The sequence below is a fragment of the Heyndrickxia sporothermodurans genome (assembly GCF_003055045.1).
In the GTDB taxonomy this organism is placed as follows: Bacteria; Bacillota; Bacilli; order Bacillales; family Bacillaceae_C; genus Heyndrickxia; species Heyndrickxia sporothermodurans.
The window spans coordinates 13,020-39,009 of sequence record NZ_NAZB01000004.1 but is presented as its reverse complement, the minus strand read 5'-3'; the positions used below and the strand labels follow the sequence as shown (position 1 = coordinate 39,009).

Here is a 25,990-nt window from a genome sequence, read left to right as displayed (position 1 = left end):
GATCAACATTGCAGGATAAAGAGCAATGACTTCCAGGATCAGGCTTAGACATGGCTTGTTGTGGTTATGAGGTAACAAGTATAATATAAATAGATAATAATTGTAATGAGGAGCGTGATTGCATGGCTATACCACGAAACGATAGCACACTTACGTACTCAGAATATCTGGAATTGGGCGATGATATAAGGTATGAGGTAATTGATGGCCAAGTTTACAATATGTCCCCAGCACCTTCCACTAAACATCAAGCCATTCAAAGAGAGTTGTTAACTGAATTTAATATTTATTTAAGAGGAAAAAATTGCAGTGTTTTTGGATCTCCACTTGATGTTTGTTTCACTGAGGAAGATAACGACATTAAAAAAATTAAAGAATGGGTAGAGCCTGATCTTGTTGTGGTATGTGATAAAGATAAGATTCATGAAAAACGAATAGTTGGCGTTCCTGATTTAGTTGTTGAAATCCTTTCTAAATCAACGGCAAAAAAAGATAAACTTATTAAGTTCAATCGCTATCAAAAAGCAGGTGTAAAAGAATACTGGATTGTTGATCCCTTACATGAGACTATTGACGTTTATTTGCTACAAAATGGAGCCTATAAACATGCTGGTATATATTTTAAAGAAGATCATATTCCAGTTAACTTGTTTGAGGATTTTTCGATTGATTTAATGAATATATTTAGAGATACGGATTATTAAAAATACCTGCCCTAAATGTGTTAGTGTTAACGGATAGAGGGTTGAATTTTATAAACACATCGAAAAAAATCCCGGGCTACTCTTAGAGTAAACCCGGAATAAGATTAGAAAAAGTGTATTAAACAGCATCTTTATGCTGCTTATTTGCTGGGGTGACATCGTGATTTTTCTTCTTCACGAGTAAATAGACAAGTGATAAGAAAACAAGCCACGGAACCCCAAATTGAAGCATGATTTTAAAATCAGTAAACCATGCGGTAATCATTAAACTTAACAGGAGGAGACCGCCCAATAATGTTAAATATGGAAAACCAAGCATTTTCACTGGTAATTTGCGGCCGCCGGCTTTCTCCCATCTTTTTCGGAAAAATAAATGGGAAACAAAAATTACTAACCAAGTAAAGAGAGAACCGAACATCGAGATTCCCATCATAAAAGCATAGGATGACCCCGGCATTAATGCACTGACGACAGCAGCGACGATGATTCCTGCTGTAGAAACAGCTAATGCTACGGTTGGAACTCCTTTTTTATTCAGTTTGCCAAATATTACTGGAGCAAATCTTTCTGTCGATAAAGAGTACATGGTCCGTGAAGATGCATACAGCTGACCATTCATAGACGATAAAGCGGCTGTCAGCACAATAAAGTTCATAATACCGGATGCGCCCGGGATATTTAAATAATCCATTACTTTCACAAATGGACTTTCTTCAATACCAGCCTGACTCCATGGAACAATCATTAACATGATGGTCATCGTCAACACATAGAATACAGTTAAGCGGAATACAGTTGCTTTTAATGCCTTTGGTACAGCAGTATCCGGATCCTTCGCTTCACCTGCTGTAACCGCTATCAATTCCGTGCCTAAAAAACTAAATAGCGAAATAAATACCGCTATCCACATTCCTTTGAAACCGAAGGGAAAAAAACCACCGTCACTAACTAGATTATTCATGCCTCCGTGATGTTGGCCGGTTGGTCCAAAAAGAACATATGCCCCAAGAAGAATAAATCCTACAATGGCACTCACTTTTATCATTGAGAACCAATATTCAAATGTTCCAAATGCATTAACACTTGTCAAGTTTACATAAATTAGTACAGCTCCGAAGACGATGATCCACACAATTCCTGGAACCGAAGGAAACCAGTATTTCATATAAACAGCAATAGCACTTACTTCAACACCAATCCCAAGAACTTGGGCAATCCAATACGAATATCGGACAAGAAATCCAACCATTGGATGAAGGTATCGGTCGGCGATTGTTCCAAATGAACCTGATGTTGGATGGGCAACCGTCATTTCTGCTAGACAACCCATTAATAATAAAACAATAAATGCACCAATCGCGTAACTAATAATTACACTTGGTCCTGATGCCCCAACTGCCAGTCCGCTTCCTAGAAAAAGCCCTGTTCCAATTGCCATCCCCATTGATATCATTGACAGCTGTCCCGTTGTTAACTGCCGCTTTAATCCCTCACCGCCAGTGCTCCCTTTCATTCCTTCATCCCCTCCATCTTCCATTCCCCAACTTATATCAGAGGGAATGAACCCTTCGATCAAGTTTCATTTTTTCCGTTTTAAGCTACGATCTCACGTGTGTTTTCAAATTTCTCATACTGTTTTTCCACCACAATTTTCTTCAAAATCTGTACTGCATTCCAAACATCCTCGTAGGACGTATAAAGTGCAACAGGTGCAAGACGAATCCCTTTGGGTGCTCGGAAATCCGGGATAACAGCATTTTCTTTCAATGATTTACAAATTCTTGCGGCTTCCTTATGCTCAAGATACACATGTCCGCCACGTCGTGCATCTTCCCGTGGTGTTCCAATGGTATATCCCAATCCCGCTAATTCCGTATCAATTAAATCCATTAAATATTGGTTTATTTTCAATGACTTTGTACGGATATTTTCAATACCGGCTTCTGCAAATATCTCTAATGATCCAATTAAAGGAGCCGTACTTAACACATGAGGGGTGCCTATTTGGAAAGCCCCTGCTGTTTCGGCAGGTGTTAAGGTTAGTTCTAAATCGAATTGTTTATCTTTTCTCGAACTGAACCATCCTGCCATCCCGGGAAGTTTGCCAAAATGTTTCCGATTGACGAATAGGCCGGCAACACCGCCAGGTCCTCCGTTTAAATGTTTATAGTTGCACCAAAAGGCAAAGTCAACATCCCAGTCACTGAAAGAATGCGGGATGGAACCTACAGAGTGACAACCATCAAAGCCGATTAGTATCCCACGTTTATGCGCTTCTTCAGTTAATCGTTTTATATCTAATATTTGTCCGCTGCGATAAAGTACAGTTGGAAGCACGATCAAGGCAATCTCATCAGTCATTGCGGCAATAATATCTTCTTCTTCTAAAAAGCGGCCATCTCTGCTTTTCGCAAGGACTAAATGTGTATCTGGATTATAACCATGATTTCTTAACTGACTTTGCAATGCATATAAATCGGTTGGAAACGTCAGTTCATCCGCCAAAATTTTCGTCCGGTTTCCTTCTGGTTTATAAAAAGTTGTAACGAGCTGATGGAGATTAACTGTTGTGGAACCCGTAACAATTACTTCTTCAGGTGAAGCACCTACTAGCGGTGCGAGCTTTTTGCCTAATTCCTCTGCCATAAAGAACCATGGATGATTTCCCATTGTCCAGCCATCTATTCCATACTGTTTCCAATCATCTAAAGATTCTAGAAGAGTTTTCTCTGCTCTCTTCGATAGGAGTCCCAGTGAGTTACCATCTAAATAAATGGTACCTGGCTTTAAGTAAAATTCTTCACGAAAATGTGAAAGAGTATCCTCTTTATCTAATTGTTTAGCAAAATCTAATGTTGGTAAAAATGTTGATTCCATTTAAATCCCCGCTTCCCTCTATTAAAATCGTTTACAAACAAAATATAACAAACAATATGACATCATGTCAATATTATTATTTTCTGAAGATTTAACACTATGTAAATACTTAAATCCAAAATTGGTTTTTCCGTTTTTTAAAACTAAGCTTTTTTCCTCATAAAACGCTTTGAAACTAAATGGAAAAGAAAACGATTACTTTACTTCCTTTTTTTATTAAATCCTTATATGCTAGAGATAATGGAGGGTTCGTATGAAACAGAAAGAGGACAAACGACATTTGCGATCAGCAAAAACAAGGAAAAAATTATTAGAAGCTGCTATGGAGGTCTTTCTTCAAGAGGGATTTCAAAAAGCAACGATTTCACAAATGATAAAAAAGGCAAATATTGGTTATGGGACAGCCTATGTACATTTTGAAGGAAAAGAGGAGCTTTTAATTGTATTGATGGAGGATGTTATGGATCGCTTTTATGAGATTGCGGAAATCTCATTTTTACCACAATCTAAAACGGAGGCAGAGAAAATAATTAAACATCAGGCAAAATCCTTTTTATTACTAGCGGAAGCCGAACGGGAGATGTTACGTGTCTTTGAACAGGCAATTGGTGTTTCTAGTTTAATTTCGGATAAGTGGAAAGCGATTCGCGAAAAATTTATTCATAGAATTTCAGATGACGTAGCTTATGCCCAACAAAAAGGGTTGGCCAGATCTGAATTAAATCATGAGCTAATCGCACGCGGCTGGTTTTTCATGAATGAAATGTACCTGTGGGAAATTGTACGAAACGAGCTTCCCTACTCAGTCGAGGAGATTGCCAACTCCATTACTGTCTTATATGTCAATGGACTTTATATTTAAGTAGTTGTTATCATCAACAAAACGATTAATCAAAGTAGATGGAATGGCGGTATCTTTTATGGATTTCCCATTCCATCTACTATTATTTAATGGAGCTTTCGCAACCAACCCGTAACATGCATATAAGCATATGTATATATGGAAACATATTGGTCAATAATAGCTCATTTTATAAAGATTATTTGAAAGCAAGTGGTCACCTTTTAAGTCATCAGAATGCTATCCCCTATATCGGATAGCTAGCCCTTTCAAGAAGTTTCTAGCGAAATTATCTCCACACTCTTTATAATTTTTATGTCCTTCTTTTCGTAATAAAGCCCCTAGTTCTGCCTTTGATACCCGTAACCCTGCCTGTTTAAAAATATCTAGCATGTCCTCCGTCGTTAAAGCCAATGCAATTTTCACTTTCTTTAAAAGAAGATTATTCACATTTCCACTAGTCTTTAAAGGAGCTTCCGGAGGATTAGCTTGTCCAGGTTTCGGCTCTTGTTTCCCTCTTTTGTAAATTATCAGGCCATTTAAAAATGAATCCAACATACTATGTGTACATTTTATTTGATCTTCATTCTCGAAATCCTCCTCATCATATGTCTTTATGAGTATCTTGACCACCTCCGGTACTGATACCTCTATGCCGCCAAGTCTAAATATCTCTGCCATCTCTTTATTTTTTAATTCCAACGCGTATCGTAATCGAATTAATATATCGTTATTGTCCATCTTCAGACCTCCGTATAATTTGTGCAACCCTATTTAAAAAATATAATTCAACTTCAATTAAATATACCAACAAAACTTATCCGAAGAAAGTGTATTTGCCGCTCAAACATTAAAAGAAGCAGGTTTTTCCCATATTGGGAACCTGCTTCTTCTGCGATATTACTTCCATGCGTGTTTAGTGTGTAACTATCTCTTCCAAATACAGCAGATGTACACTCAGAATTTAGTACATTTTTTATATGCTGTTATTTAACCATTCTATTAGTTCAGATTCTGTAACTTTTTCAAAGTTGATTTCTTTTTCCACTTCAGAAGCTATAGATAATTTCATACCATTCGGTAAATCTCTTGAAAAAAAGGAACAAAAGTCATCTTTTAAAAACCATCTTTCCTTTATCTTGTTGAAAGAAATGTTTGTAGGGTCGATGAAAAAACCTCTTCCTATTAACTTTAAGTAGGCTTCCTTTAATGTCCATAGCGTTGTAATAAAATCAACCTTGTTTTTACTATTATTAAGAAGTTCATATTCCTCATCAGCTAAAAATAATTCAAATTCATATCCTAGTGTTGATAGATTTTTTTCCACATCTATCCCAACTTTATTAGTAGACATTGCAACTACAATCGTATTCTCGCAATGTGATATAGAAATATGCTCTTGATGACCCGTTAAATATGGTTGGCCAAGCTCGGTATGTAATAGACTCAATTGCACATTAAGCTTCTTATTAGCTAACCTCTTTGCCAACGATAATGCGAGTAAGGAATTATACCTATCTGCAAATTTTTTGTACTTCATTAAATAATCTTTTTCACCCGTATTGATGAAACGAAATAATTGATCATAGACTCTAGGGTTAAAGCTAGCTGATATTTGACAAATTCTTATTGTATTATCTTTGGACAGCATTTTACATCTACTTATACTCTCGCTAAAACTGCAGGTCGATTGAAATATCCTACGTGTATAGCATGCTCTAGCATACGAAAAACAAAAGCTTTGTCTGGAGTTGGCACTTTCACCCCATTTTTATTCAACACACTCATTGTATGAGGACAAGTGTAAACAAGTGGCGAATCTTTAGCACCGTCTCCCTCTAAACCTGCCATTGCTAACTCCAAGCCTTCCTTATCCTTCGGTTGATCGGAGTACAAGTAATCTACATATTCTTGTTGAGGTAATAAATTTATGTCATACCCAAAGTCGTTTATTGATTGAATAAATTCTTTATAAGAGATATTCAATGGATTGCAAATGTTATAAACTCCACCGATAGATTCATCTAACATAGCAATCGTCGTAATCGATTTACTTGCAAAATCAACCATAGTAAAGTCCATTTTATAGTCCACATCCGGTGCTACACCTAAGAGGATGAATCCTTTTAACATTCGATAAACAGCATTATCATTAATGTTCATTTGAAACATGCCCGTCTCATATTGACAAGTAATGTTTCCCGGACGATAAATGGTAACGGGCAATCCTTTTTTATAATACTCCTCGACTAATTTCTCCGATTCCAGTTTACTATTAGTATATAAGCTCATAATTTCGGGAGCATCTGCTATATTAGTAGCCTGTAAGAACCTATCCCAATTCCCTTCCATTGCGAGGTCTTCAGGGATTCCTAATGTCGACACATAATGAAAACGAGCATTACATAATTGTTCGGCTAGCTTTAATAAATTCTTCGTGCTATCCACGTTCGTCTTCGTGAATTCTTCTTTGCTTCCAAAGTGGCGTACATCTGCACCACAATGGATGATCGAATTCACTTTTTCTTGGACCTTTGCATAGTCTTCTTTAGATAAGCCCAAATCAGCTTTCGTGAAGTCACCAGGTATAACAACCACTCGGTCTTTCAAGTTATAGTTAATATAGAAATTCTGTGGTGCATAGTAACTAAGCGTTGACTTTAAACGTTCTAAGCCTTCTTCCCGGGATTTCGCTCTTACTAATGCATAAACGGTTGTATTAGTATCTCTTACTAAATCGATTAAAATATGCGAACCAAGATAGCCCGTTACCCCTGTTAATAGTACTCCCGTTTGCGAAACTGCCTTATAATCCAAATTTGTATGTAAGCGTTTTGGATGTTCATATAAATCTGTTTCCTTTAAGTTAGTAAATACATTTTCCTCTGTTTCTACTACCTGATCGTGCCTAATCTTTTGAGCTAATGCTTCAATCGTCGGATAGGTGAAGAAATCATTGATTTTTAAGGTTGGGAAATCCTTTTTTAAGATTGATAGCGTCGCTAGAACCTTTAACGAGTGACCTCCAATTTCAAAGAAGTTCTCATCGACACCGACTGATGATAGTCCGAGAACACTTTTCCATGCTTCAACAAATTTTTCCTCGACTTCATTTGAAGGCGCCTTTTTATCCTCATCAAAGCTTGACTTCAACTCGATTGGTCGCGCGGCTAACTCTTTGCGGTTAATCTTTCCGCTTGGTAATTGCGGCAGATCCTCTAACTCTATGATATAAGAAGGAATCATATATTTAGGTACCTTTGTGGTTAAAAAGTCTAACACCGCTTTTGGTGATCCAATCTCATTATCTTTTTGTTTATAGTATGCAACCAGAATTTTGTCGCCGTTAACATCTGCTGCTACAATGGCGCCGTCTTCGATGAAATCTACTTGCAATAGCTTATCTTCAATTTCACCCATTTCGACACGATATCCACGAATTTTCACTTGGGAATCTTTCCGACCAACAAATTCAATATTTCCGTCATCTAAAAGTTTCACAATATCTCCGGAACGGTACACCAAATGATCGGATAGATGAGTTTTTACGAATACCTCTGAAGTTTTTTCCGGTAGATTTAAATATCCTTCAGACAGGCCTTCTGTTTCAATAAGCAATTCACCTGGTACACCAATTGGATTTAAATGATCCTTTTCATTTACAATATAAACGGAATAATTCTTCAATGGTTTTCCGATTGGAATATTGACTAAGTCTTCCGGTATCTTATCTGTCACAGTATAAGTGGTGGAGAGTACGGAACATTCCGTCGGTCCATACACATTAATTAATGGAATATTTCCAAAGCGATTTTGGAATAAACGAGCGGTTTCTCCTGTTAAAGCTTCTCCTCCGACTCCAAAATATTTTAAGTTACGAAAAGCTTCTACATCTTTATCTGTTGCATATAAGGAGAACTGCTTCAACGCACTCATCGGTAACATCATGGCTGACGTGATATTTTCGCGCTTAATGGCATCTGCAAATAGACTTACATCTAACCGTTCTTCCTTTGAAAGCATATATAAGCATGCACCAGTGAAAATCATCGGGCAAAGCTCCAGTAACGATGCATCAAAAGTTAATGTATAAAATTGTGTTAACGTATCTTCACTCGTAATATCGTAAATTTCTAATTCGGAGTAGCCAAATGTGATAATACTTTTATGTGGAATTTTAACCCCTTTTGGTTTCCCCGTTGACCCTGAAGTATAAATAATATATGCAATATCCGTCGCTTTCACATCTACATGAACAGGTGTTGCTGGGCCGGCAATATTTTCAATGTTCATTATTTGTGCATCTTCAGGCGCTACGCCATCAATGAGATGCATGCTTTCCCGATTTGTAAGAACGCCTTTTGTATTCGCATCCTGCATAATATATGCATTTCGCTCGTTTGGGTTGTCCGGGCTTAGCGGCACATATACCGCTCCCGCCTTCATGACCCCTAACATTCCAACAATGGCCTCAATGCTTCTTTCCATATACACGGCGATATAATCCCCTATTTTGACCCCATTCGTTACTAAATAGTTTGCTACTTGATTGGAGTATTTCTCTAATTCTCGGAAAGTAATTTTTTCAGATTCATTGGAAAGGGCATATTTCTTAGGATAATTTCTAGCCGTTTTAGAGAAGATACCGTGTAAGGTTTCCCCCTTCGGAAAGTCCTTTTTATTATCGTTGATGCTTTTCCATAGATCTACTTCTTCGGGTGTTAATATTTCTAAATCAAGTACCGCCTTTTCTTTATTGTTATTAAGGTCAAGTGCTAGAATATTGAAGCTAGATAAGTAGCGTTGCTCAAAATTGGCATTAATTATTTGCTCTGTTCCAGCTAAATAGAAGCTATTCCCTTCTACAACCAACTGAAATACATTACCTTCCACGTCATCGATTTGCTTATCTGTGAATATAATATGGTTTGTACTAGCCTCTACTCCGTCTTTTAAAAGAGCTTCTTGTACCATAGAAACTACTGTTTTAACTGTAGTCTCCTCTGAGAAAGTGATTTCCAACGGGTAAAATTGACCATCCTTATGTATATCTAGAGAAACCGTCTCTTCATTTGTCATGCGATGAATCCATGAAATAAAAGCTGTTACAAGCAAAACATTGTCTGTATAGGGTAAGTTTTTTAAGGAGGTTTTGAATTTATTGGAAGTTGATTTCAGTTCTTGTTTTACTGGAAAATTTAACGTATTAATAATTTCATTGATATTTGCTTTGATGTTAATCTGTTTTGTCATAATCCCTCTATCCTTCAATTATTTATGGTAGATTCATAAAGCTCTAACAGGTGTTCTAGATTTCCATCACGAACACCTGTCCATTCACCTTTATACCTATCTTTCAGCCTTTAAAGTTGATACAACACTATCTAAACCTTCTGCCACTTGGCTCATATCTTTAGCTGATTGGATGATTGTTTTAAAAGTTGCTTCTTGTTCCTGAATATTTTCCGAGATCGTCTCTACTGTTTCATTATTTTGATTTGTGATTACCGATAACTGTTCAAAAGTTGATGTTACTTGTTGGTTCCCTGCAGCAATTTGTTGTGTTGCCGCCGATACTTCTTGTATACGAACAGCTACTTTACCAGCAGAATGCAAGATTTCAGAGAAAACTTTCTCCGTTTCTTCTACCAATTTGACCCCTTCATCAACAAATTTTGCTTCACTTTGAATGGATTCAACTGCTTTCTCTGTTTCAGTTTGAATACCGGAAATAAGTTCTTCAATCTGCTTAGCTGATTCCCTTGACTGCTCTGCAAGTTTCCTTACTTCATCAGCTACTACTGCGAATCCTTTTCCTTGTTCTCCTGCCCTTGCAGCTTCAATGGCAGCATTTAAAGCTAATAAGTTAGTTTGGTCTGCGACGTCGGTTATTAACTGAACAATCTTACTGATTTCATCTGAGCGTGTTTTCAAAGCTAAAATGCTATCTTCCGAATTTTTCGTTGAACTACTGATATAGGCCATTTGCTCTTTAACTTTGTTGACTGATTCATTCCCTATTTGAGCTTGCTCTTCCGTTTTAACAGAAAGCTCACTGACATCTGTTGAATTACGTGCAACTGAATCAACACCAGTAGCTAATTCTTGTAAAGATTGGAGAACTTCATCTGTTGCCTCCGTCTGAGTATTAAAACGCGACGACATTTCGGTAATTTCACTTGTTATCTGTTCAATTGTTTTACCTGACTCTTCCACTGAGGAGTAAAGAGTATTCGCATGATCTGTAGTCTCACTAGATGCAGATTTCACCGAATTTAAGAGTTTTCCAACCGTTTCAACCATCACATTAAATTTAACTGCTAATTGACCAAACTCACCTTTCGTCTCTTTTAATTTAACTGAATAATCTCCATTTGATACCTTTTCAATCCCAACCATCATGCCCTGGATAGGTCTAAATGCTCTGTTCATAATAAAGTATTGAATCACTGATGCCACAATCAATAATCCTATTAAAATACTAATAATAATCAGCGTTTCATGATGTTTACCCTCAATATAAGATTTTGCTTCAAAATCTACTCCGTAATAAGCTACTACATCACCTTGCGCGTTCATAATTGGTTTTAACACCGTAATCCATGTTCCAAAAGAATCTTTATAGGGTTCAGAAGAGACTAATGACTTTGTCTCTTTCATTTTCTTAATGGCTTTGGCAATGATTTCAGGCTGTGTATACATATCTCCGATGTTAAGATTGGATTTCTTGAAATCCTCCATAAGAAAGGTTGGTCCTGAAACAACACTCGTATCTGTACCATTTTTCAACTCAGTCCCAAAAATGTACCCTTGGGCCACTGCAGGTTGATATTTTGCTAATTTATCAAAATGTTCGACAAGACTTTTCGAAATCTCACTATTCTCATCCTTACTTTCCATTAAGGATAAAATATCATCATTATTTAAATCTTTTGACCAAGCCTTTACCGTGTTGGTCGAATCGGTTGCTAACTTATCCATTAGAAAATTCATGTCTGAAAAATAACTAATGCTTGTAACAACAATAGCAACTACTAATGTACTTATGACGCTTACCATCGTAAATCGCGCTTTGTATGAAACATTTGCAAAACTAAAGAACTTCTTCAAAATAATCATTCCTTTCATTATTTTATTAAATCTCTCCAGATAATTACCAAATCACTAGGTCTATACTCTTTCATTACCAGCCATGCGCTTCCATCAAATATAGAGGTTTAATAAAGGTTTTACACAAGAAAAAAAGCTCACCAATTAAAGATTGGTGAGCTTCTAATAAAATGAAATTAAATGAAGCTATAGCTATACTTCTAAACTCATTTCAAATTTCCAATCCTTCTTGGTAACCCGGCGGTCCTAGCTTATAAGCCTTAGATCCGTAGCTTTGCGTCCTTATCTTTCAATAAGTTTGCCATTATCATAAGGTAATCCTTTATTAAATTGTATTAGCTAGAAATCTGTTTCTAATTTAGAGATAGGATGTATAAGTAGACCTAAATAACTATCAATCCAATAGGATATTATACTCAAGTAAAAGAGGATTACTTGGTTAATTTTACCCATACCAAGACATTATACAGGGTAAAATGTTATATGTGAATAATAAAATAGGGAATTACTTTAAAAATGTGAACTTTTTGTGCAAACCATTATTGAGTAACTAGTGATATATAAATAAGCGGAGATTCTCCGGTTATACTGCTGAATAAAGTTTGGTTTGGGGGATATAAGCGGAAATTTTCCGATTAAGCAAAGAAAAATTACCTATTTTCATGTTTTTTGAGTAAATAGCCGGAAAACTTCCGTCTATTTTAGCTAATTTCAGTGCTATTATGCTAATTAAGGGAACTTTCTCCGCTTATTTATCAGACTCGCTTTAGCATCTAGTGCGCTTGTGATTTTGTGAAAAAAAAGAGTCTGGGATATAACTAGCATCAAATAGTGAGAAAGGTGAATCCTTATATTACTTTAGTAGTTAGCGGGAATTTTCTTAAATTCCCTGCCATTAATGTGAGGACAGAATGATATTGAAATTCAATACGTTTCTGATTAGGGCACATATAGGTATCTGTTTCTTCATCTGAAGCCGGCTTTCAATAGAAGGTCGGGGCTTGAGGTGGGACCCAGATATTTTTCAGCCAATTTATAAGAGCCTTTCCACCCCTCGATGGCATCTCCTACTGCTTTGCCTGAAATTATCATCTGTTGGTTCGATGATTCATACCTTTGCGTCTCTTGGACTTCCTTAGGGATTCTCTAAATAGGAGTTTATTCGCACTGGGTAGCCCCTCATATAAAAAAAACTTGAGGTAAATACCCCTTCAAGGTTCTACTAATAGTGTTCTAAATAAAATTATTTTTTTCCTTTAAATGTTATAGTAATCTCTACTACTTTCTCTCAGGAAATCAAATTTAGATTGCATGTAATTAAACTGTGACTGTTGAAAAATAGAGCATTCTGCCTAAACAATAAATTCTTTTTACGTACCATTTCTTATAAGCCCCTAAATGAACTTGGACAATAAGAGTGATTTATTTTATACTGCTTAATGTACCAAGGAGGTTGACATCATGCCAAGAACAAAACATTCAAAAGAATTTAAATTACAAGTCATCAAAGAGGCGATCGATACAGGGAATAAGACCCTAGTAGCTCGTCGTTATAACCTAAATGCCAACATGGTAAGTCGTTGGTGCACCGAATACAAAAATGGCCAGTATGGAGATGTAGATGTTGCCGTAATACCTGATTTTGATCCAAAGGAGATGTCAAAAGAAAACGAAAGACTTAAGACACTGCTAGGCGAAAAAGACCTTGAAATCGCCATTCTACGAGATCTTATAAAAAAGAAAAACCCTCACTTGCTGAAAAACTTGAAGTAGCCGATAGTTGGATTCAAAAAGGCTACCCGATCAAAAAAGTGCTGAAAATCATTGGTATTTCTCGATCCACATACTATTATCAAAAGAACTATCGTGTGGAAGAGAAGAAAGTAAGTGAGGGACGGCCAGCACCCGGTTATTCCATCAAAGAGGACGGCCAAAAGGTATCTGATGAACAAATCAAAGAATACCTACTTGAAGAAATTGCAGGCGATGGCTTCAACTATGGCTATCGTAAATTAACAAAATTACTTCGTCGAAAATACCATCTTATCATTAACAAGAAAAAAGTTTACCGGTTGTGCAAAGAACTTGATATTTTACGCCCGCAACGGCAAAAGAAAGTCTCATACCCTAGAAAACTAGCACGAAACCGCATCATTAGCTGTTCTAATAAACTTTGGGAGGCAGACATTAAGTACGGTTTCATCGAAGGTGAAGATCGATTTTTCTTTGTCATGTCTATAATCGACGTCTATGACCGAAGCATTGTGGATTACCATATCGGCCTTAGTTGTACAGGCAGCGACGTGATTCAAGCGTTGCAGCGTGCTTTATTTAAACGCCAACAATTCGATAAATTGGAAAAACCTGTGATTCGAACAGACAATGGACCACAGTTTATTTCCCATACCTTTGAGGAGTTTTGTGAAAATTACAAAATTGAGCACGAAAGAATTCCACCGAAAACACCGAATATGAATGCCCATATTGAGTCGTTCCATCGGATCTTTGAGGATGATTGCTTATCCAGATGGCAATTTGAAACATATGCACAGGTCTATGAAGTTGTCACAGAATTCATGGTTTACTACAATGAGAGACGCATGCATTCTAGTATTTTAGACTTATCACCAATGGAATTTTACAAGAAACAAATGCAGGAAAAGATGCAAATCAAAGAGGTTCGGGTTTAATCTGCCCTTCCATTTTTTCTTCCTTTTGTCCCAAAATAAAAACAGCTATTTCTGGAGTGGAATCAAGGGCGACGATAGTCGGGCGAAGCCTTTACCCTTGATGGAATGGAAGAAATGGCTAGACTCCAAAAAGGACAAAAGGAAACGAAAAACAATGTAATTTTAAGAAAAAGCTAGATTAAGAGAGATAGTGTCCAAAATACGGGGGTTAATCCGATTTTAGCATTTGAGTAGTCTTCAACTTGAGTTGTGCCTCTCTTAACACCTCTACCGATTGGTGTACCATCACCTTTATAATTTAACACTAAATTATCCTTTGAGGAGCTATTCATCCAATTTTCTATTTTCTTAGCATTGGTCGGATCATTAAAAGTTTTATTCACTACTTTTTCTGCAGTAGCTCTATCTTTAAATGCTGATGAAGCAGTTATCTTGGAATTCCTGCATATCTTGCTAGTTTGTCAGAGTTTGTGAACCAATGAATAACACTAATCTCTGCAATTAAAGCGGATGAAGTAACCGTATCAATTCCTGGCATGGTTTCAAGCTGCATCCCTAACGTTTTAATGGTGTTACAGGTACTAAATAATTTGATTAAACTTCATAAAGGGCTTACAATCCTTATCTCCGCTTCGAAAATAATAAGCAGTTCATTCGGCACTAGGCAGCGCCCACAAAAATTAAACCTTGAAAGACATTTTGCCAATCAAGGTTTATTAATAACTTCTCAATATAATCAATTATAATCAATATTTTCTATATATAATTCATCTCCATCTCCAGCTAATTTCCCCATCGGGATAAACCGCAGGTATATATATACCCTTTTTCCTATTTTCATTATCAATAATATACCAATTGCTATCATCTAACCATTCTTCGCTATAATTAGTTTCTTCAAAATCATTTTCCTCATCAACAATCGCCGAAAAAAAATCGTTGAATTTGTCTATATTTTTTGAAGGGATAATTTTAGCATTAATCCACATTCCTTCAACATTAATATTGACTATATCTCCTAAAAATTCGTTTAAATAGTATAGTTTCAAAATTCTCACTCCTTAGGCAAAACCTTAATATATTGGCTAGGAACTTCCCCTTTAATCAAATATTCATTGTCCCTTTTAGTCCAGTTAATCGCTCTATTCTTCCAAAAATCAGAAGAAACAGTATCTCTCTCAATTAACTTTTGAATTTGCTTTGGAGAGAGTATAACAACGTCTTTTACCTTTCCAGACTGTATATCTTTCCGTAAGGCTGATATATCTAGTTCAATTGCATTTTCTCCATAATTTCCAATCACATTTTTATTATTTGTAAAACTAGTATAAGGACTATTAGATTTAGCTCCTTTTCTGTAACCTCCAAGTATATGCTCTGTAACAGTCACTTGTCGCCCTTTATATAAACCTTCCTTACTCGCTGGAACTAAATCACCTGAACTCGATATATGAGGTTTACCAGTTCCATTTGGTCTAGTTGGAGAGTGAAGTAAACTATCACCTCTATATAAATTACTTCTTTTGTTAGTAACAGTAGCATTATCTATACCCTTAGTACCATCCCCAAACGCTTTCCTCGCCACTAGCTGAATCTGATCCTCCAGACGATTCATCACATTATAAGGAATGGGTCCTGCTGTCACAGTTCCCAAAGACGGACTCAGTCCCTCAACTTTTGTTGTTATCCCGCCAAATCCGCCAACTTTCGTACCTAGATTGCCAATTTTGCTGATCCCTTTATCGCCTAAAACTCCAATTCCTAAAGTCGTAAAAAGATAAGTAAAATATTCACTCCTACTTTCCGCATCTCCGTTGATGACATCCCGTACAAAACCGTCTTTTACAGCTTTCACCATATATTTGCCTGTATCAACAGCTCTTCCGAATACAGCTTTTGAATCAAGGTAAAGGTCGGTTCCGATTAAGCCTGCTTTCCTTAGAAGGTCGGGGCTTGAGGTGGGACCTAGATATTTTTCGGCCAATTTGTAAAGGCCTTTCCAGCCCTCAATGGTATCTCCTACTGCTTGCCCGGAACCTACATATATTCCTTTCAAGATGTTATCAATTGTTGGTTCAATGATTCCTACCTTTGCGCCGTCTTGGACTTCCTTAGGGATATCTGTGACGACTTCATAATAAACATTTGAGTCCTTTCCAATCTTCTGGTATTCCATAACGATAAGCCCGTCTGGATAGACCAGGTATTTAATACTTTTGTAGTTTCCGTAAGCTTCCCTATGAATCGTTTGAATGGGAGTCATGTTTCCTTTTTGTACGAATTCACCTAGTAGACTCCGATAGGACTCTTCCCTCATTAATTTCTGAGGTGTAAAGTTGGTGATGATTTCCTTGTTTCCCTTAAGATTCGAATCCATTTGTTCGATAAATCGGGACATCGTTTGAATGTCTTTACGAACGGAATCCAGTGATCGTGTTGCTTGTTTGTCAAAAGAATGCAGCTGATGAAGAGTCGTCTTCACCTTTTCTTTTGCCTGTTTAATTTGATGCATTGTTTCGTCATCTTGTAATTTTGGTAAGTGGACAATATCACTGACTTTCTGCATGATGCGATTGCCTTCGTCCGTTAGTGAACTTGTTACACTTTCAACCTTTTTTAGGCCATATTCTAAGTTGTAATCAAGAAAAACTTCGTTTATCAACCCATTTTCATCTGGTTCTAGCCCATGCAGGGAATGTTTCATATTTTCTATCATCGTATCATAATTTGCGAGAAAGGATTGAAAAAAGAGTAGAAATGTTTGATGAATTTCTTGATAGTAGGAGCGAATTGCCTCGCCGCTTTTCCCTTTTAACGAATCTTCCAGTGTAATGATTCCGTCAATGGCATGCTGTAATTGTTCAATTTGCTCATTCAATGCTTCCAGTCGTTCTTGAATTTGATCCATACCAGCACGGAACCGTGAACATCAAGTACTTTCATTTTTCACCAGCTTTCTATTTCATCGCCTGAAATTGTCCAGATACTCTTCTTTCTTACTTTTAATCGCTTACTTCGCGGCTATTTCACTTTTTAGTAAAAAAGATTGATAGATATATAGAAGTTTTTGCACATTAAGTCGCGAAATAATTATGGTTATATTATCCAACTAAGGATAAATAGAGTCAATTTGAATTTTTGTTGTGAAATAGAGGGTCTTTACTCCTATTTAAATAATTTTTTATCATTGAGGGGTGAAAAACTGAAGATTTGCGGTTCTTATTGCGCTGATACTTTCCATTAAATTACACATTGTGGATATTAGGAATGGATTTTTTGTAGATTAGAATTTTTTAATCAAGAAATTCAAATAATTTTCACAAAAAATAACCAAGGGAAAATTATCGATAAGAAATCCCCTTTGTTACGAAATTCCTTCTAACCTCTTCTAGATTAAAATTGTTCTTCATACTTATAAAATAATTGTTGAATAAGGGAGGCTTGGTGAATATCTCTTATAAACCGTATCGGCCGTACTATAGCCAGGTTAATCCTTACCTGCCAAACTATACACATTTACCTTCGCATAGGGGGAAAAGAGCAGAAAGCTCAAGGAATTCAATTTATGATCCATATAACAAGTTCAGAAAGCCGGTAAGGAGTAGCCGTTCAAAATGGCGACAACGCTACTCCGACCAAAAAATGTTTCCTTACAATTATTTTGAACATCCTTCCCTTCGTAATGGGAATAACGTCATTTCTCAGTTTCAAATACCCGAAATAGGCATGCAACCCGAATCAGCAATACAAATGATACTTGATGAAATGATGTTGGATGGCAAACCTACTCTTAATCTTGCAACATTCGTTACTACTAGAATGGAACCTACCGCAGATCGTCTCTATGCAGAAACATACAACAAAAATCTCATTGATAAGTGCGAATATCCACAGACAATGGCGATAGAGAATCGTTGTGTTAGAATATTAGCCGAGCTCTGGCATTCTCCTGATCCGCTTCATTCAATTGGTGTTTCAACATCAGGTTCATCAGAAGCATGCATGCTTGGAGGGCTTGCATTGAAACGGCGGTGGCAAAAAGCACGAAAGAAGCAAGGCATGTCCATTCATCGGCCAAATATCGTCTTTAGTTCGGCAGTTCAAATTGTATGGAAAAAATTTGCGAACTATTGGGATGTAGAACCGCGCTATGTAAACATTACACCAGATCACCTTACTATGGATCCTGAAGGGGTACTTGCTGCGGTAGATGAAAACACAATCGGTGTGGTGCCTACTTTTGGTGTGACCTATACTGGCCTGTATGAACCAGTCGAGAAAATCGCAAAGGCTTTAGACGAACTTCAGTCAAAAACGGGTCTCGATATACCAATACATGTTGATGCTGCATCGGGTGGTTTCGTAGCACCCTTCCTTCAGCCAGAATTAGTTTGGGATTTTCAGCTGCCTAGGGTAAAATCCATCAATGTTTCCGGACATAAATACGGGTTAGTATACCCGGGTATTGGATGGGTCATTTGGCGTGAAACTGAAGATCTCCCCGAAGATCTCATCTTTCATGTATCCTATTTAGGTGGGAACTTCCCAACATTCGCCCTGAGCTTTTCTCGCCCAAGCGCCCAAGTACTGCTTTAATATTATAATTTCCTCCGTCTAGGAAGAGCCGGGTACTATGAGGTACAAAAAGCCTCTCAAACAATAGCACATTTTCTTAGCAGCAAGCTTCAAGCAATAGGACCATTTGAAATTTTGACAGATGGCTCAGATATTCCGGTAGTAACTTGGCGACTGAAAGAAGGATCCACCTCCAATTGGTCTCTTTACAATTTATCTCACCAATTACTTGCATTTGGCTGGCATGTTCCAGCATATCCTTTACCTGCAAACATGGAAAATGTAACAATTATGCGTGTTGTCGTTCGAAATGAATTTTCCATTAATATGGCTCAATTATTCTTGAATAACCTTAAACAGGCCGTATCTTATCTAAATTCTTTGGATCACCCAACGCCACATGAAACATACTGCGACATTAATTTTCGCCATTGATCTATATTAGAAAAGCCCAGTTTCGACACTGGGCTTGGATGATTATTCCTTTTTATGCTTCACAGAAATCTTCACAACATCATCGATATATTTCATTGTATTATATCCATGAATAACCAATCTTTTGGGAATCACTTTTTCTTTAGGATTGTCGGTTTGTAATGTCATATTATAAACAGTTTCGAAATAACGCGGCTGCTCGATTTCTTCATATGCGAAAGGGTTTAAATTCATATCGTATTCTTTACCGTTTTTATCAACGAGCACTCCTTGAGTCTCACTTTCCATTGAACTCGGTTCATTTTTACCATCACCAAAAAATTCAAAGTCGAGCGTCTCGTATGCACGATTCTTAATTTCAGAATTGCTTATTACAACCTTGGTAGGTTTTCCAACCTTCACCTTGTCAATGGAGATTTTACTTCCCGCATATTCAAAGGTTTGAGGATATTTTTTAGAAGCATCCAGTTCAATAGTTTTTTCGTCTTTAAACGTTAATCGAGCAGAAGCGAATTGAACGTTTACCTTTTTTGGTTTTTCTCCAAAAAGAGGGTTAAAGTTCGACTGATAAATGATCCAATCCCCGACATATTCAGCGGAATAACCGTTATACAAATCAGCTTTCACTTTTTTATCATTTACTACTATATTGTCAAAATTAGGACCCTCGACTTGCTTATCCGTCCGTTCATTATTAATAGCAAAGTCCAGAACCGTTGTTGTTGGAGCTACGGTTAACTTATCAAAACGAACTGGAATCCCCTCAATCTCCGTTTCTCCATTCAAGGCATATTCAAAAGATGGCTTTTTTGTTAAAGGAATCTCGAAGTTCCACTTCCCGGATTCTGCTTCTTCCATGCCCTCGTAACCCCATACGCTATTCCTATTAGAGGAATCACGAACTAACTTCTGAAGCTGTGTAATTGAAAGTTTTATAACCCCTTTATCTTTTAAAAGTGGCTGCAGACTAATCTTTCCGTGATACACGTTCTTTTCTTTCTTGTTTATATCCGATTTTAGATCAGGAGGATAGAACCTTAAATCTGCTTCGCTATTCATTTCAATTTCGTTATCGACAGAAACCCCTTCCCCATTATCTATAAGATATTGATTATCTCCCTTTGTGTCTTCTATTTCATAAAAAACTAGTGTCTGAATATCATCAGCAATCGCACTCTTAATTTTAATTTTTATCCCATTGTTTTCAGCTTCCAAGTTCAGCCTTTCACCCAAGCCTTTTTGCAGAAATGGGCGCAATTCTGGATCTTCTTCTGTCCATGTATAGTAAAGATTAGTAAATGAGCCAGTAAATATCCCTATACCTATTAACAATGCGAAAAGGCTTGCAATAGCAATCCCTATTTTTTTGCGTTTCTTGTTTTTCAATTTTCTGTTCTTTTCCTTTTCCGCGAACCTTGCTCTGACATTTTCCATGAAATCAGAAGGTACATGGAATTCTTCAAACATCCTTTTGGTTGAGTTTAACAAAGTTACCATGACTTCTTGAAAGGACGCCAAATCCTCCCGACAGTGTTGACACTGATGCATATGTACCTCGAAATCTATCTTTTTAGAACGATCAAGATTTTTTTCTAAGTAATCAACGTAATTCCTATGGTATTCATTACAGCCATTAAATGCTTGCTCATAGCCCATTCCTTTTCTAAGCGACTGGATTCCAAAGAACAAATGATCTTTCAACTTTTCTACTGAAACTTGGAGAAGATGTGCCACTTCCTCCTGCGAAAGTCCTTTTATATAAGTGAGGGTCAACGCTTCTTTCTCATATTTATTCAACTGATCAAGGACATTAAAAAATTGCTGGTGTGTTTCATTTTCCTCTATAGCTTGTGGACTTTTTTCATTAGAAAGCTCCCGGCAGGTTTGTATAAAAATAGATGTAACCTTCGTTTCAAATGATGTTTCTTTTTTTAATCGTGGCAACTCTTTGTGGACATTTATAATGGTCCGGTAAAAAAGCTCCCCCATTTGCATTTGATTCCTAAGATAGGACCACCCCAAAGTATAGAACGACTGTTTATGCAGATCGAACCAATCGATGATGGATTCCATGCCCTTTTCTCTTTTTGTAGTAATGAAAGTGGGCTCTATTTTTGCTGGAATCATCAACGCATTCCCCCCTCGAATATTCTCATTAAACCTAATGAAAGTTGTATTTTAATACTACTCTATCATTCTTTCTTTTAAAAAGGTTATCATTATTCTGATTTTTATTCTTAGATGTTTTCCGTATAAAATCTCCCCTCTAAAAAACAATATTATCCCTTTCTTTTTTATTGTACATGATTTCTTTTAAAGCGTAATTGCAAGAAAGGTACAAAAAAGCTATCACATTTAATCAAGTGATAGCTTTTTTGTTTTTATTTTTGAAAGTTGTTGATCAACTTATATTGTTCCAAGTACAGCGATACTCTAAAACTCAGCCCCGGTTTGATAAGGATCTTCTTGCGGTGTATTGTTTGTATTACCGTTATCGTTGTTGTTATTTGTATCGCTGTTATCAGATGTACCGGATAATAATTGCTTAAATGTTGTTAGAGATTGGAGAGGATTACATAAGTCATCAAATAATGCTTGGTTATCCACAGAACTAGCACCTGCATATTGATCAGCACCCGATACGTAACCCGCAGCAGCGGTTGTTGCCCAACCAGTTCCATATTTTTCGGCTGCATCTTTATTGGCCTTCCAATGGGAACCACTATTACAGGCCACCACAGCAATCCACACAGCATTGTCTAAAAATACACCAGATTCGGCAGTATTGTTACATCAGTCGTTATCGCGCTATAAAGCTTATGCAAAAATTTTATGGGTAACAGCCGCCAGAATTTCATTACCAGTCTCTAAATCTTTTCATTGTAAACACTGTTTATCCCGTTGAGTAGCGATGAAATTCAATACATGATGTTTGGCCGGAGCAGCATGAATGGCTCCTTTAACGGAGGCAGTTAGGGCCCCACTTGCATTAGCAAATGCAAGGATTCGCTGATGGTTTTCGCTAACTTTTTCACAAAGATTCTCAATCGTTATGTCTAGTGATTGTAATTCTGATAGGAATCCCCCGATAAAAGCATCACCCGCGCCGGTTGTATCAGCTACTGTCACTTTAAATCCCTTGTCTTCATAGTGATTTCCGTTTTTCAAATAAATGACAGCTCCCTTACTTCCTTTTGTATAAATCACTACTTTTACATTTCCTGTAAAAAGAGATTGGATTGCTTCATTTTCTGTTTCAATCCCAGTTATAAAAGTCAATTCTTCATCAGAAACCTTTACTATATCGGCCAACGGCAAAAATTCATGAATAGTTCGGCGGCAGCTCTCTTCATCTGGCCATAAAGGAAGCCGGACATTTGGATCAAAGCTCACAATTCCGCCTATTCTCCTAAAATCTTCAATAACCTTTTTATGTGTTAGTTTTATCGGACTTTCAATTAAATCAACTGAACAAAAGTGGAGAAGGTCCCCCGGCTGAAACCATTCTGACTTTACCTCTTCTGGTGAAAGCAATAAATCTGCGGCATTTTTCCGATAAAAATTAAAACTTCTTTCCCCATTTTGATCCACAGAAACAAACGCTAACCCGGTCTCGCCTTCATGGCTTCGTAAACAGTATGAAGTGTCTACTCCATTTTCCTTAAGTATGTCCATTATATAATCGCCAAAATGGTCATTGGCTATTTTAGTTAACATGACAGAGTTGCCACCATATTTCGCTACAGCTATCGCAACATTCATGGGTGCCCCGCCGGCAACTCGCTCAAAGCTGGTGACTTCTTTCAATGTTTTATTTTTCTGAGCTGGAATAAAATCGATTAATGTTTCACCAATACAAAAAACTTTTTTCAATGTTTTCACCCCAAAACAAGGAACAAGCGCATAACGCTTGTTCCTTTGTATTTTATCTCCATATATCCTTTAGTTTCCAATAGGTAAAATCAATTACATGGGCATCGCCATTTTCAGTAAATAGTTCGATACCTAATCTTTCCTCTTTGGGATAAATGCGGCTAGTCAACGTTGCCTGACCATCATTAACAAATACCTCTATAGAGGATCGATCAATAAACACTCGTAAGGATAGTACCTGATTCGATTCGACCTTTGTTCGTCTAACCCCATCTTCACCCTTACCGGACTTAGTGCAATCGAGCGTTAACTTTTGATTTTCTATTTGATACAGTAATGTAGTCTCTTCTTGGTTAATTCCACGAATTTTCAAGCCAACAGATTCAGCAGCGGTTTTCGTCAAGTCAAATTCTAGCTTTAATTCAATTAGATCCTCTTTTGTTTCAACTAAATGAGTTCCAGAGAAAGATTTATCGGTACATACACTATTCTTTAATTCACGTAAAAAAGTTAACTCCTCAACAGGATTCATTAAGATTTCGATATTTTCTCCTAATGTTAATTCCCTTGGCAGTGTTAATGCACCACACCAGCCATCTTCCTTCGTTGGCATATTTGATTCCCACATATCCATCCAGCCAATCGCGATTCGGCGGCCTTTATCATCTAGGAGTGTTTGGACAGCATAGAAATCATGCCCATGATCTAATTCAGTGAAGGAACCATGTATGAACTTATTTGTTTCGTAATCATACTCACCGATTAAGTAACCTGTTTGAAACAGATTATTATATAAATCTCCTTTTGCTTCCATACCTTGTGGCGAGAATATTAAGACATATTTTCCGTCGAGTTCAAAAAAATCCGGACATTCCCACATATACCCAAGGGTTTCATCACTTTCAGCCAAGACACCAAGATACTCCCATTGTCTTAAATCCTTTGATTTATACAGAATCACTTTACCGGTATTTCCTTTTCGAGTGCCTAGAACCATATACCAGTACTCCCCATGTCTCCACACTTTTGGATCCCGGAAATGTCCGGATCCTTCCTTTGGGTGCTTTGAAATCACCGGATTGGCGGCTTCTTTTGTAAAATGAATTCCATCTACACTTGTCGCAATGCATTGTGATTGATCAACTATATCTTTTTCACGATCAACAAAGATATTCCCTGTATAAATTAAGGTTAATACCCCATTATCATCTACTGCACTTCCTGAAAAGCAACCATCTTTTTCATAGTCTTCTGTCGGTGTAAGGGCAATCGGCAGGTGTTCCCAGTGGACCAAATCCTTACTCTTCACGTGTCCCCAGTGCATAGGTCCCCAATTTTCATCAAATGGGTGATGTTGATAGAACACGTGGTACTCCCCTTTGTACTGAATTAAACCATTCGGATCGTTAATCCAGTTTGCAGGAGCCATGATATGGTATCCTAATCGATACCGATGATTCATTTTCACCTTTGCCTTCTGAAGGGCTTCTTCTGCTTGTTGAATTTTAGATTGTGTTAACACTTACAAAACCTCCTACACGACTTCTTCTAACATACCTACAGGTTGATTAGTTCTTTTGTTTTTTTTAGAGTTTAATAGAGTAAAAATTGAAATAATGGTAAAGGTTAGGACAACCACACCCAGTGTGAGATAGGTCTGACGAAAACCAATACTATCATATAATCGGCCAGCAATTGGTGAAAGAATCGATTCACCAACCTGTTTAGCAAATTGGAATCCTACTAAATACAATACAGAAGATAAACGTGTATCAAAATTAGCGGCTAAATATTTAAAAATAGCAATTAGCATAATTGGTAATTCAACCGCATGGATTAATTTCATAGATGAAATTCCAATTGGTCCAACAACAAGTCCTGAACCGATAATTCTTATGGCCATTAAAAATCCCGCCAAAATTAAACTGTTCTTCGCACCTAGTTTATTAACGATAAATGGGGCAAGGAACATCATGCCTGCTTCTAAAAATACTTGGAATGAATTTAAATATCCAAAGACTTGATTTCCCATTGCCTCATTCGGGAATAACGATGAATAGTATACAGGGAATTGTTGATCATAAACACCGTAAATACAGGTAACCCCAATAACATACAGCATGAAGAACCAAAAATCTTTTAAAAAAAAGAGCTGTCCGGCATCCTTCAATGTAATGGACTCGGCTCTCTCTATTTCCTGATTTGTGATCTCTACCTTTACAGAGATGATAATACCTACTAGTATAACCGCCGAAATAGAGGCAACCCAAAAGTTAATATTCGGATTGACATTAAACAGTTGTCCTGCAAAGAAGGTAGCAGCCGCCCAGCCAAGTGAACCCCACATTCTTGATTTCCCGTATTCAAAACCATATTTACGGCCGATTTTTTCAACATATGATTCGATTGCACCAATCCCCGCGAGAAAGGCGATTCCTAAGTAAAGTCCTCCAACAATTGCACCTAATAGAACATTATATTGTAACAGCGGTCCATAAACATAAATATAAAATGGCCCGACAAGTACTAGTAAAATACTGATAAAGAACAAGATATTTTTCTTTAAACCTATTTTGTCAGAGATATAACCATAAAGCGGCTGCATACATAATGCAAAGATTGCGTTCGCAGAAAAGATGATACCTGTCTCTGTCCCGCTTAATTTCATCTCTTGCCCTAACCAAATGGAAAACAAAGAGTAACTAGATGACCAAGTAAAAAAGAAAAAGAAAAAATAAGCACTTAACTTCCAATAGAGAGTTTTTGATTCCTTCATGTTCATTCTCCTCGTATAGTAGGGTCTAAATTATTTTTAAAAAAATAGTTTAGGTGAAAGCACTTTCAAGGAGATTATATGTCAACCGCTTTCATATGTCAACCCGTTG

General features: G+C 37.0%; 18 protein-coding genes, 2 pseudogenes and 1 riboswitch. Of the genes and pseudogenes, 5 read left to right on the top strand and 15 right to left on the bottom strand.

Going from position 1 to position 25,990, the window contains the following annotated elements; translation table 11 throughout:
• Positions 1-122 precede the first annotated feature (122 nt).
• Positions 123-704 (top strand): Uma2 family endonuclease, encoded by a 582-nt coding sequence (locus B5V89_RS00775; protein ID WP_066235516.1) that lies wholly within the window; start codon positions 123-125, stop codon positions 702-704.
• A gap of 118 nt (positions 705-822) precedes the next feature.
• Here the strand turns inward: B5V89_RS00775 and B5V89_RS00770 are convergent, their stop codons facing one another.
• Together B5V89_RS00770 and kynU are read right to left on the bottom strand one after the other, a co-directional pair.
• Positions 823-2,217: an amino acid permease gene (locus B5V89_RS00770; protein WP_244913425.1), complete on the bottom strand. Its 1,395-nt coding sequence runs from the start codon at positions 2,215-2,217 to the stop codon at positions 823-825.
• 80 nt (positions 2,218-2,297) lie between these two features.
• Complete coding sequence (kynU, locus tag B5V89_RS00765) at positions 2,298-3,581, bottom strand: kynureninase (protein ID WP_108070055.1); 1,284 nt, start codon at positions 3,579-3,581, stop codon at positions 2,298-2,300.
• A gap of 253 nt (positions 3,582-3,834) precedes the next feature.
• Here kynU and B5V89_RS00760 point away from each other — a divergent pair, with 253 nt between their 5' ends.
• A complete protein-coding gene (locus B5V89_RS00760; protein WP_108070053.1) occupies positions 3,835-4,443 on the top strand; it encodes a TetR/AcrR family transcriptional regulator in 609 nt (202 codons plus the stop codon).
• Between the two features lie 219 nt (positions 4,444-4,662).
• Here B5V89_RS00760 and B5V89_RS00755 read toward each other — a convergent pair whose 3' ends face one another.
• The 4 genes from B5V89_RS00755 to B5V89_RS00740 form a co-directional block, all read right to left on the bottom strand.
• On the bottom strand, positions 4,663-5,163 hold the full coding sequence (locus B5V89_RS00755) for a YehS family protein (protein ID WP_066235522.1): 501 nt from the start codon (positions 5,161-5,163) through the stop codon (positions 4,663-4,665).
• 235 nt (positions 5,164-5,398) lie between these two features.
• Positions 5,399-6,073 (bottom strand): 4'-phosphopantetheinyl transferase family protein, encoded by a 675-nt coding sequence (locus B5V89_RS00750; protein WP_066235524.1) that lies wholly within the window; start codon positions 6,071-6,073, stop codon positions 5,399-5,401.
• 11 nt (positions 6,074-6,084) lie between these two features.
• Positions 6,085-9,675: a non-ribosomal peptide synthetase gene (locus tag B5V89_RS00745; RefSeq protein ID WP_108070051.1), complete on the bottom strand. Its 3,591-nt coding sequence runs from the start codon at positions 9,673-9,675 to the stop codon at positions 6,085-6,087.
• A 96-nt stretch (positions 9,676-9,771) separates the two neighbouring features.
• Positions 9,772-11,550 (bottom strand): methyl-accepting chemotaxis protein, encoded by a 1,779-nt coding sequence (locus B5V89_RS00740; RefSeq protein ID WP_108070049.1) that lies wholly within the window; start codon positions 11,548-11,550, stop codon positions 9,772-9,774.
• A gap of 210 nt (positions 11,551-11,760) precedes the next feature.
• Positions 11,761-11,845: riboswitch (cyclic di-GMP riboswitch) on the bottom strand.
• A 1,148-nt stretch (positions 11,846-12,993) separates the two neighbouring features.
• Here B5V89_RS00740 and B5V89_RS20680 point away from each other — a divergent pair.
• On the top strand, positions 12,994-13,305 hold the full coding sequence (locus B5V89_RS20680; RefSeq protein ID WP_066229168.1) for a transposase: 312 nt from the start codon (positions 12,994-12,996) through the stop codon (positions 13,303-13,305).
• A 38-nt stretch (positions 13,306-13,343) separates the two neighbouring features.
• On the top strand, positions 13,344-14,222 hold the full coding sequence (locus tag B5V89_RS00735; RefSeq protein ID WP_425319814.1) for an IS3 family transposase: 879 nt from the start codon (positions 13,344-13,346) through the stop codon (positions 14,220-14,222).
• Between the two features lie 173 nt (positions 14,223-14,395).
• Here B5V89_RS00735 and B5V89_RS00730 read toward each other — a convergent pair whose 3' ends face one another.
• From B5V89_RS00730 to B5V89_RS00715, 4 genes and pseudogenes are all read right to left on the bottom strand, one after another.
• Positions 14,396-14,605 carry a hypothetical protein gene (locus tag B5V89_RS00730; RefSeq protein WP_108070045.1) on the bottom strand — a complete coding sequence of 70 codons (210 nt, stop codon included), beginning with the start codon at positions 14,603-14,605 and terminating at the stop codon, positions 14,396-14,398.
• A gap of 53 nt (positions 14,606-14,658) precedes the next feature.
• A pseudogene (locus tag B5V89_RS00725) lies at positions 14,659-14,790 on the bottom strand (transposase); the annotation flags it as partial.
• 199 nt (positions 14,791-14,989) lie between these two features.
• Complete coding sequence (locus B5V89_RS00720; RefSeq protein ID WP_231553261.1) at positions 14,990-15,280, bottom strand: hypothetical protein; 291 nt, start codon at positions 15,278-15,280, stop codon at positions 14,990-14,992.
• A complete protein-coding gene (locus tag B5V89_RS00715) occupies positions 15,277-17,130 on the bottom strand; it encodes an LXG domain-containing protein (RefSeq protein ID WP_108070043.1) in 1,854 nt (617 codons plus the stop codon). Before B5V89_RS00715 ends, B5V89_RS00720 begins: the two co-directional genes overlap by 4 nt.
• A 734-nt stretch (positions 17,131-17,864) precedes the next feature.
• Between B5V89_RS00715 and gad the strand changes: the two are divergent.
• Positions 17,865-19,232 (top strand): annotated as a pseudogene (gene gad / locus B5V89_RS00710) (glutamate decarboxylase).
• A gap of 42 nt (positions 19,233-19,274) precedes the next feature.
• Here the strand turns inward: gad and B5V89_RS00705 are convergent.
• The 5 genes from B5V89_RS00705 to B5V89_RS00685 form a co-directional block, all read right to left on the bottom strand.
• Positions 19,275-21,359 carry a sigma-70 family RNA polymerase sigma factor gene (locus tag B5V89_RS00705; protein ID WP_108070041.1) on the bottom strand — a complete coding sequence of 695 codons (2,085 nt, stop codon included), beginning with the start codon at positions 21,357-21,359 and terminating at the stop codon, positions 19,275-19,277.
• A 306-nt stretch (positions 21,360-21,665) separates the two neighbouring features.
• Complete coding sequence (locus tag B5V89_RS00700; protein ID WP_244913424.1) at positions 21,666-21,968, bottom strand: hypothetical protein; 303 nt, start codon at positions 21,966-21,968, stop codon at positions 21,666-21,668.
• A 141-nt stretch (positions 21,969-22,109) separates the two neighbouring features.
• Positions 22,110-23,105 carry a carbohydrate kinase family protein gene (locus tag B5V89_RS00695; RefSeq protein WP_108070039.1) on the bottom strand — a complete coding sequence of 332 codons (996 nt, stop codon included), beginning with the start codon at positions 23,103-23,105 and terminating at the stop codon, positions 22,110-22,112.
• Between the two features lie 52 nt (positions 23,106-23,157).
• Positions 23,158-24,567: a glycoside hydrolase family 32 protein gene (locus tag B5V89_RS00690; RefSeq protein ID WP_066229993.1), complete on the bottom strand. Its 1,410-nt coding sequence runs from the start codon at positions 24,565-24,567 to the stop codon at positions 23,158-23,160.
• A 72-nt stretch (positions 24,568-24,639) separates the two neighbouring features.
• The gene (locus B5V89_RS00685; RefSeq protein WP_066229985.1) at positions 24,640-25,881 is read right to left on the bottom strand and encodes an MFS transporter; all 1,242 of its coding nucleotides are present in this window, start codon (positions 25,879-25,881) and stop codon (positions 24,640-24,642) included.
• Positions 25,882-25,990 lie beyond the last annotated feature (109 nt).

Coding starts and splice junctions, on each gene's coding strand:
- B5V89_RS00775 (WP_066235516.1), top strand. CDS start 123: ATGGCTATACCACGAAACGATAGCACACTTACGTACTCAGAATATCTG.
- B5V89_RS00770 (WP_244913425.1), bottom strand. CDS start 2,217: ATGAAAGGGAGCACTGGCGGTGAGGGATTAAAGCGGCAGTTAACAACG.
- kynU (WP_108070055.1), bottom strand. CDS start 3,581: ATGGAATCAACATTTTTACCAACATTAGATTTTGCTAAACAATTAGAT.
- B5V89_RS00760 (WP_108070053.1), top strand. CDS start 3,835: ATGAAACAGAAAGAGGACAAACGACATTTGCGATCAGCAAAAACAAGG.
- B5V89_RS00755 (WP_066235522.1), bottom strand. CDS start 5,163: ATGGACAATAACGATATATTAATTCGATTACGATACGCGTTGGAATTA.
- B5V89_RS00750 (WP_066235524.1), bottom strand. CDS start 6,073: ATGCTGTCCAAAGATAATACAATAAGAATTTGTCAAATATCAGCTAGC.
- B5V89_RS00745 (WP_108070051.1), bottom strand. CDS start 9,675: ATGACAAAACAGATTAACATCAAAGCAAATATCAATGAAATTATTAAT.
- B5V89_RS00740 (WP_108070049.1), bottom strand. CDS start 11,550: ATGAAAGGAATGATTATTTTGAAGAAGTTCTTTAGTTTTGCAAATGTT.
- B5V89_RS20680 (WP_066229168.1), top strand. CDS start 12,994: ATGCCAAGAACAAAACATTCAAAAGAATTTAAATTACAAGTCATCAAA.
- B5V89_RS00715 (WP_108070043.1), bottom strand. CDS start 17,130: ATGGATCAAATTCAAGAACGACTGGAAGCATTGAATGAGCAAATTGAA.
- B5V89_RS00705 (WP_108070041.1), bottom strand. CDS start 21,359: ATGATTCCAGCAAAAATAGAGCCCACTTTCATTACTACAAAAAGAGAA.
- B5V89_RS00690 (WP_066229993.1), bottom strand. CDS start 24,567: ATGAATCATCGGTATCGATTAGGATACCATATCATGGCTCCTGCAAAC.
- B5V89_RS00685 (WP_066229985.1), bottom strand. CDS start 25,881: ATGAAGGAATCAAAAACTCTCTATTGGAAGTTAAGTGCTTATTTTTTC.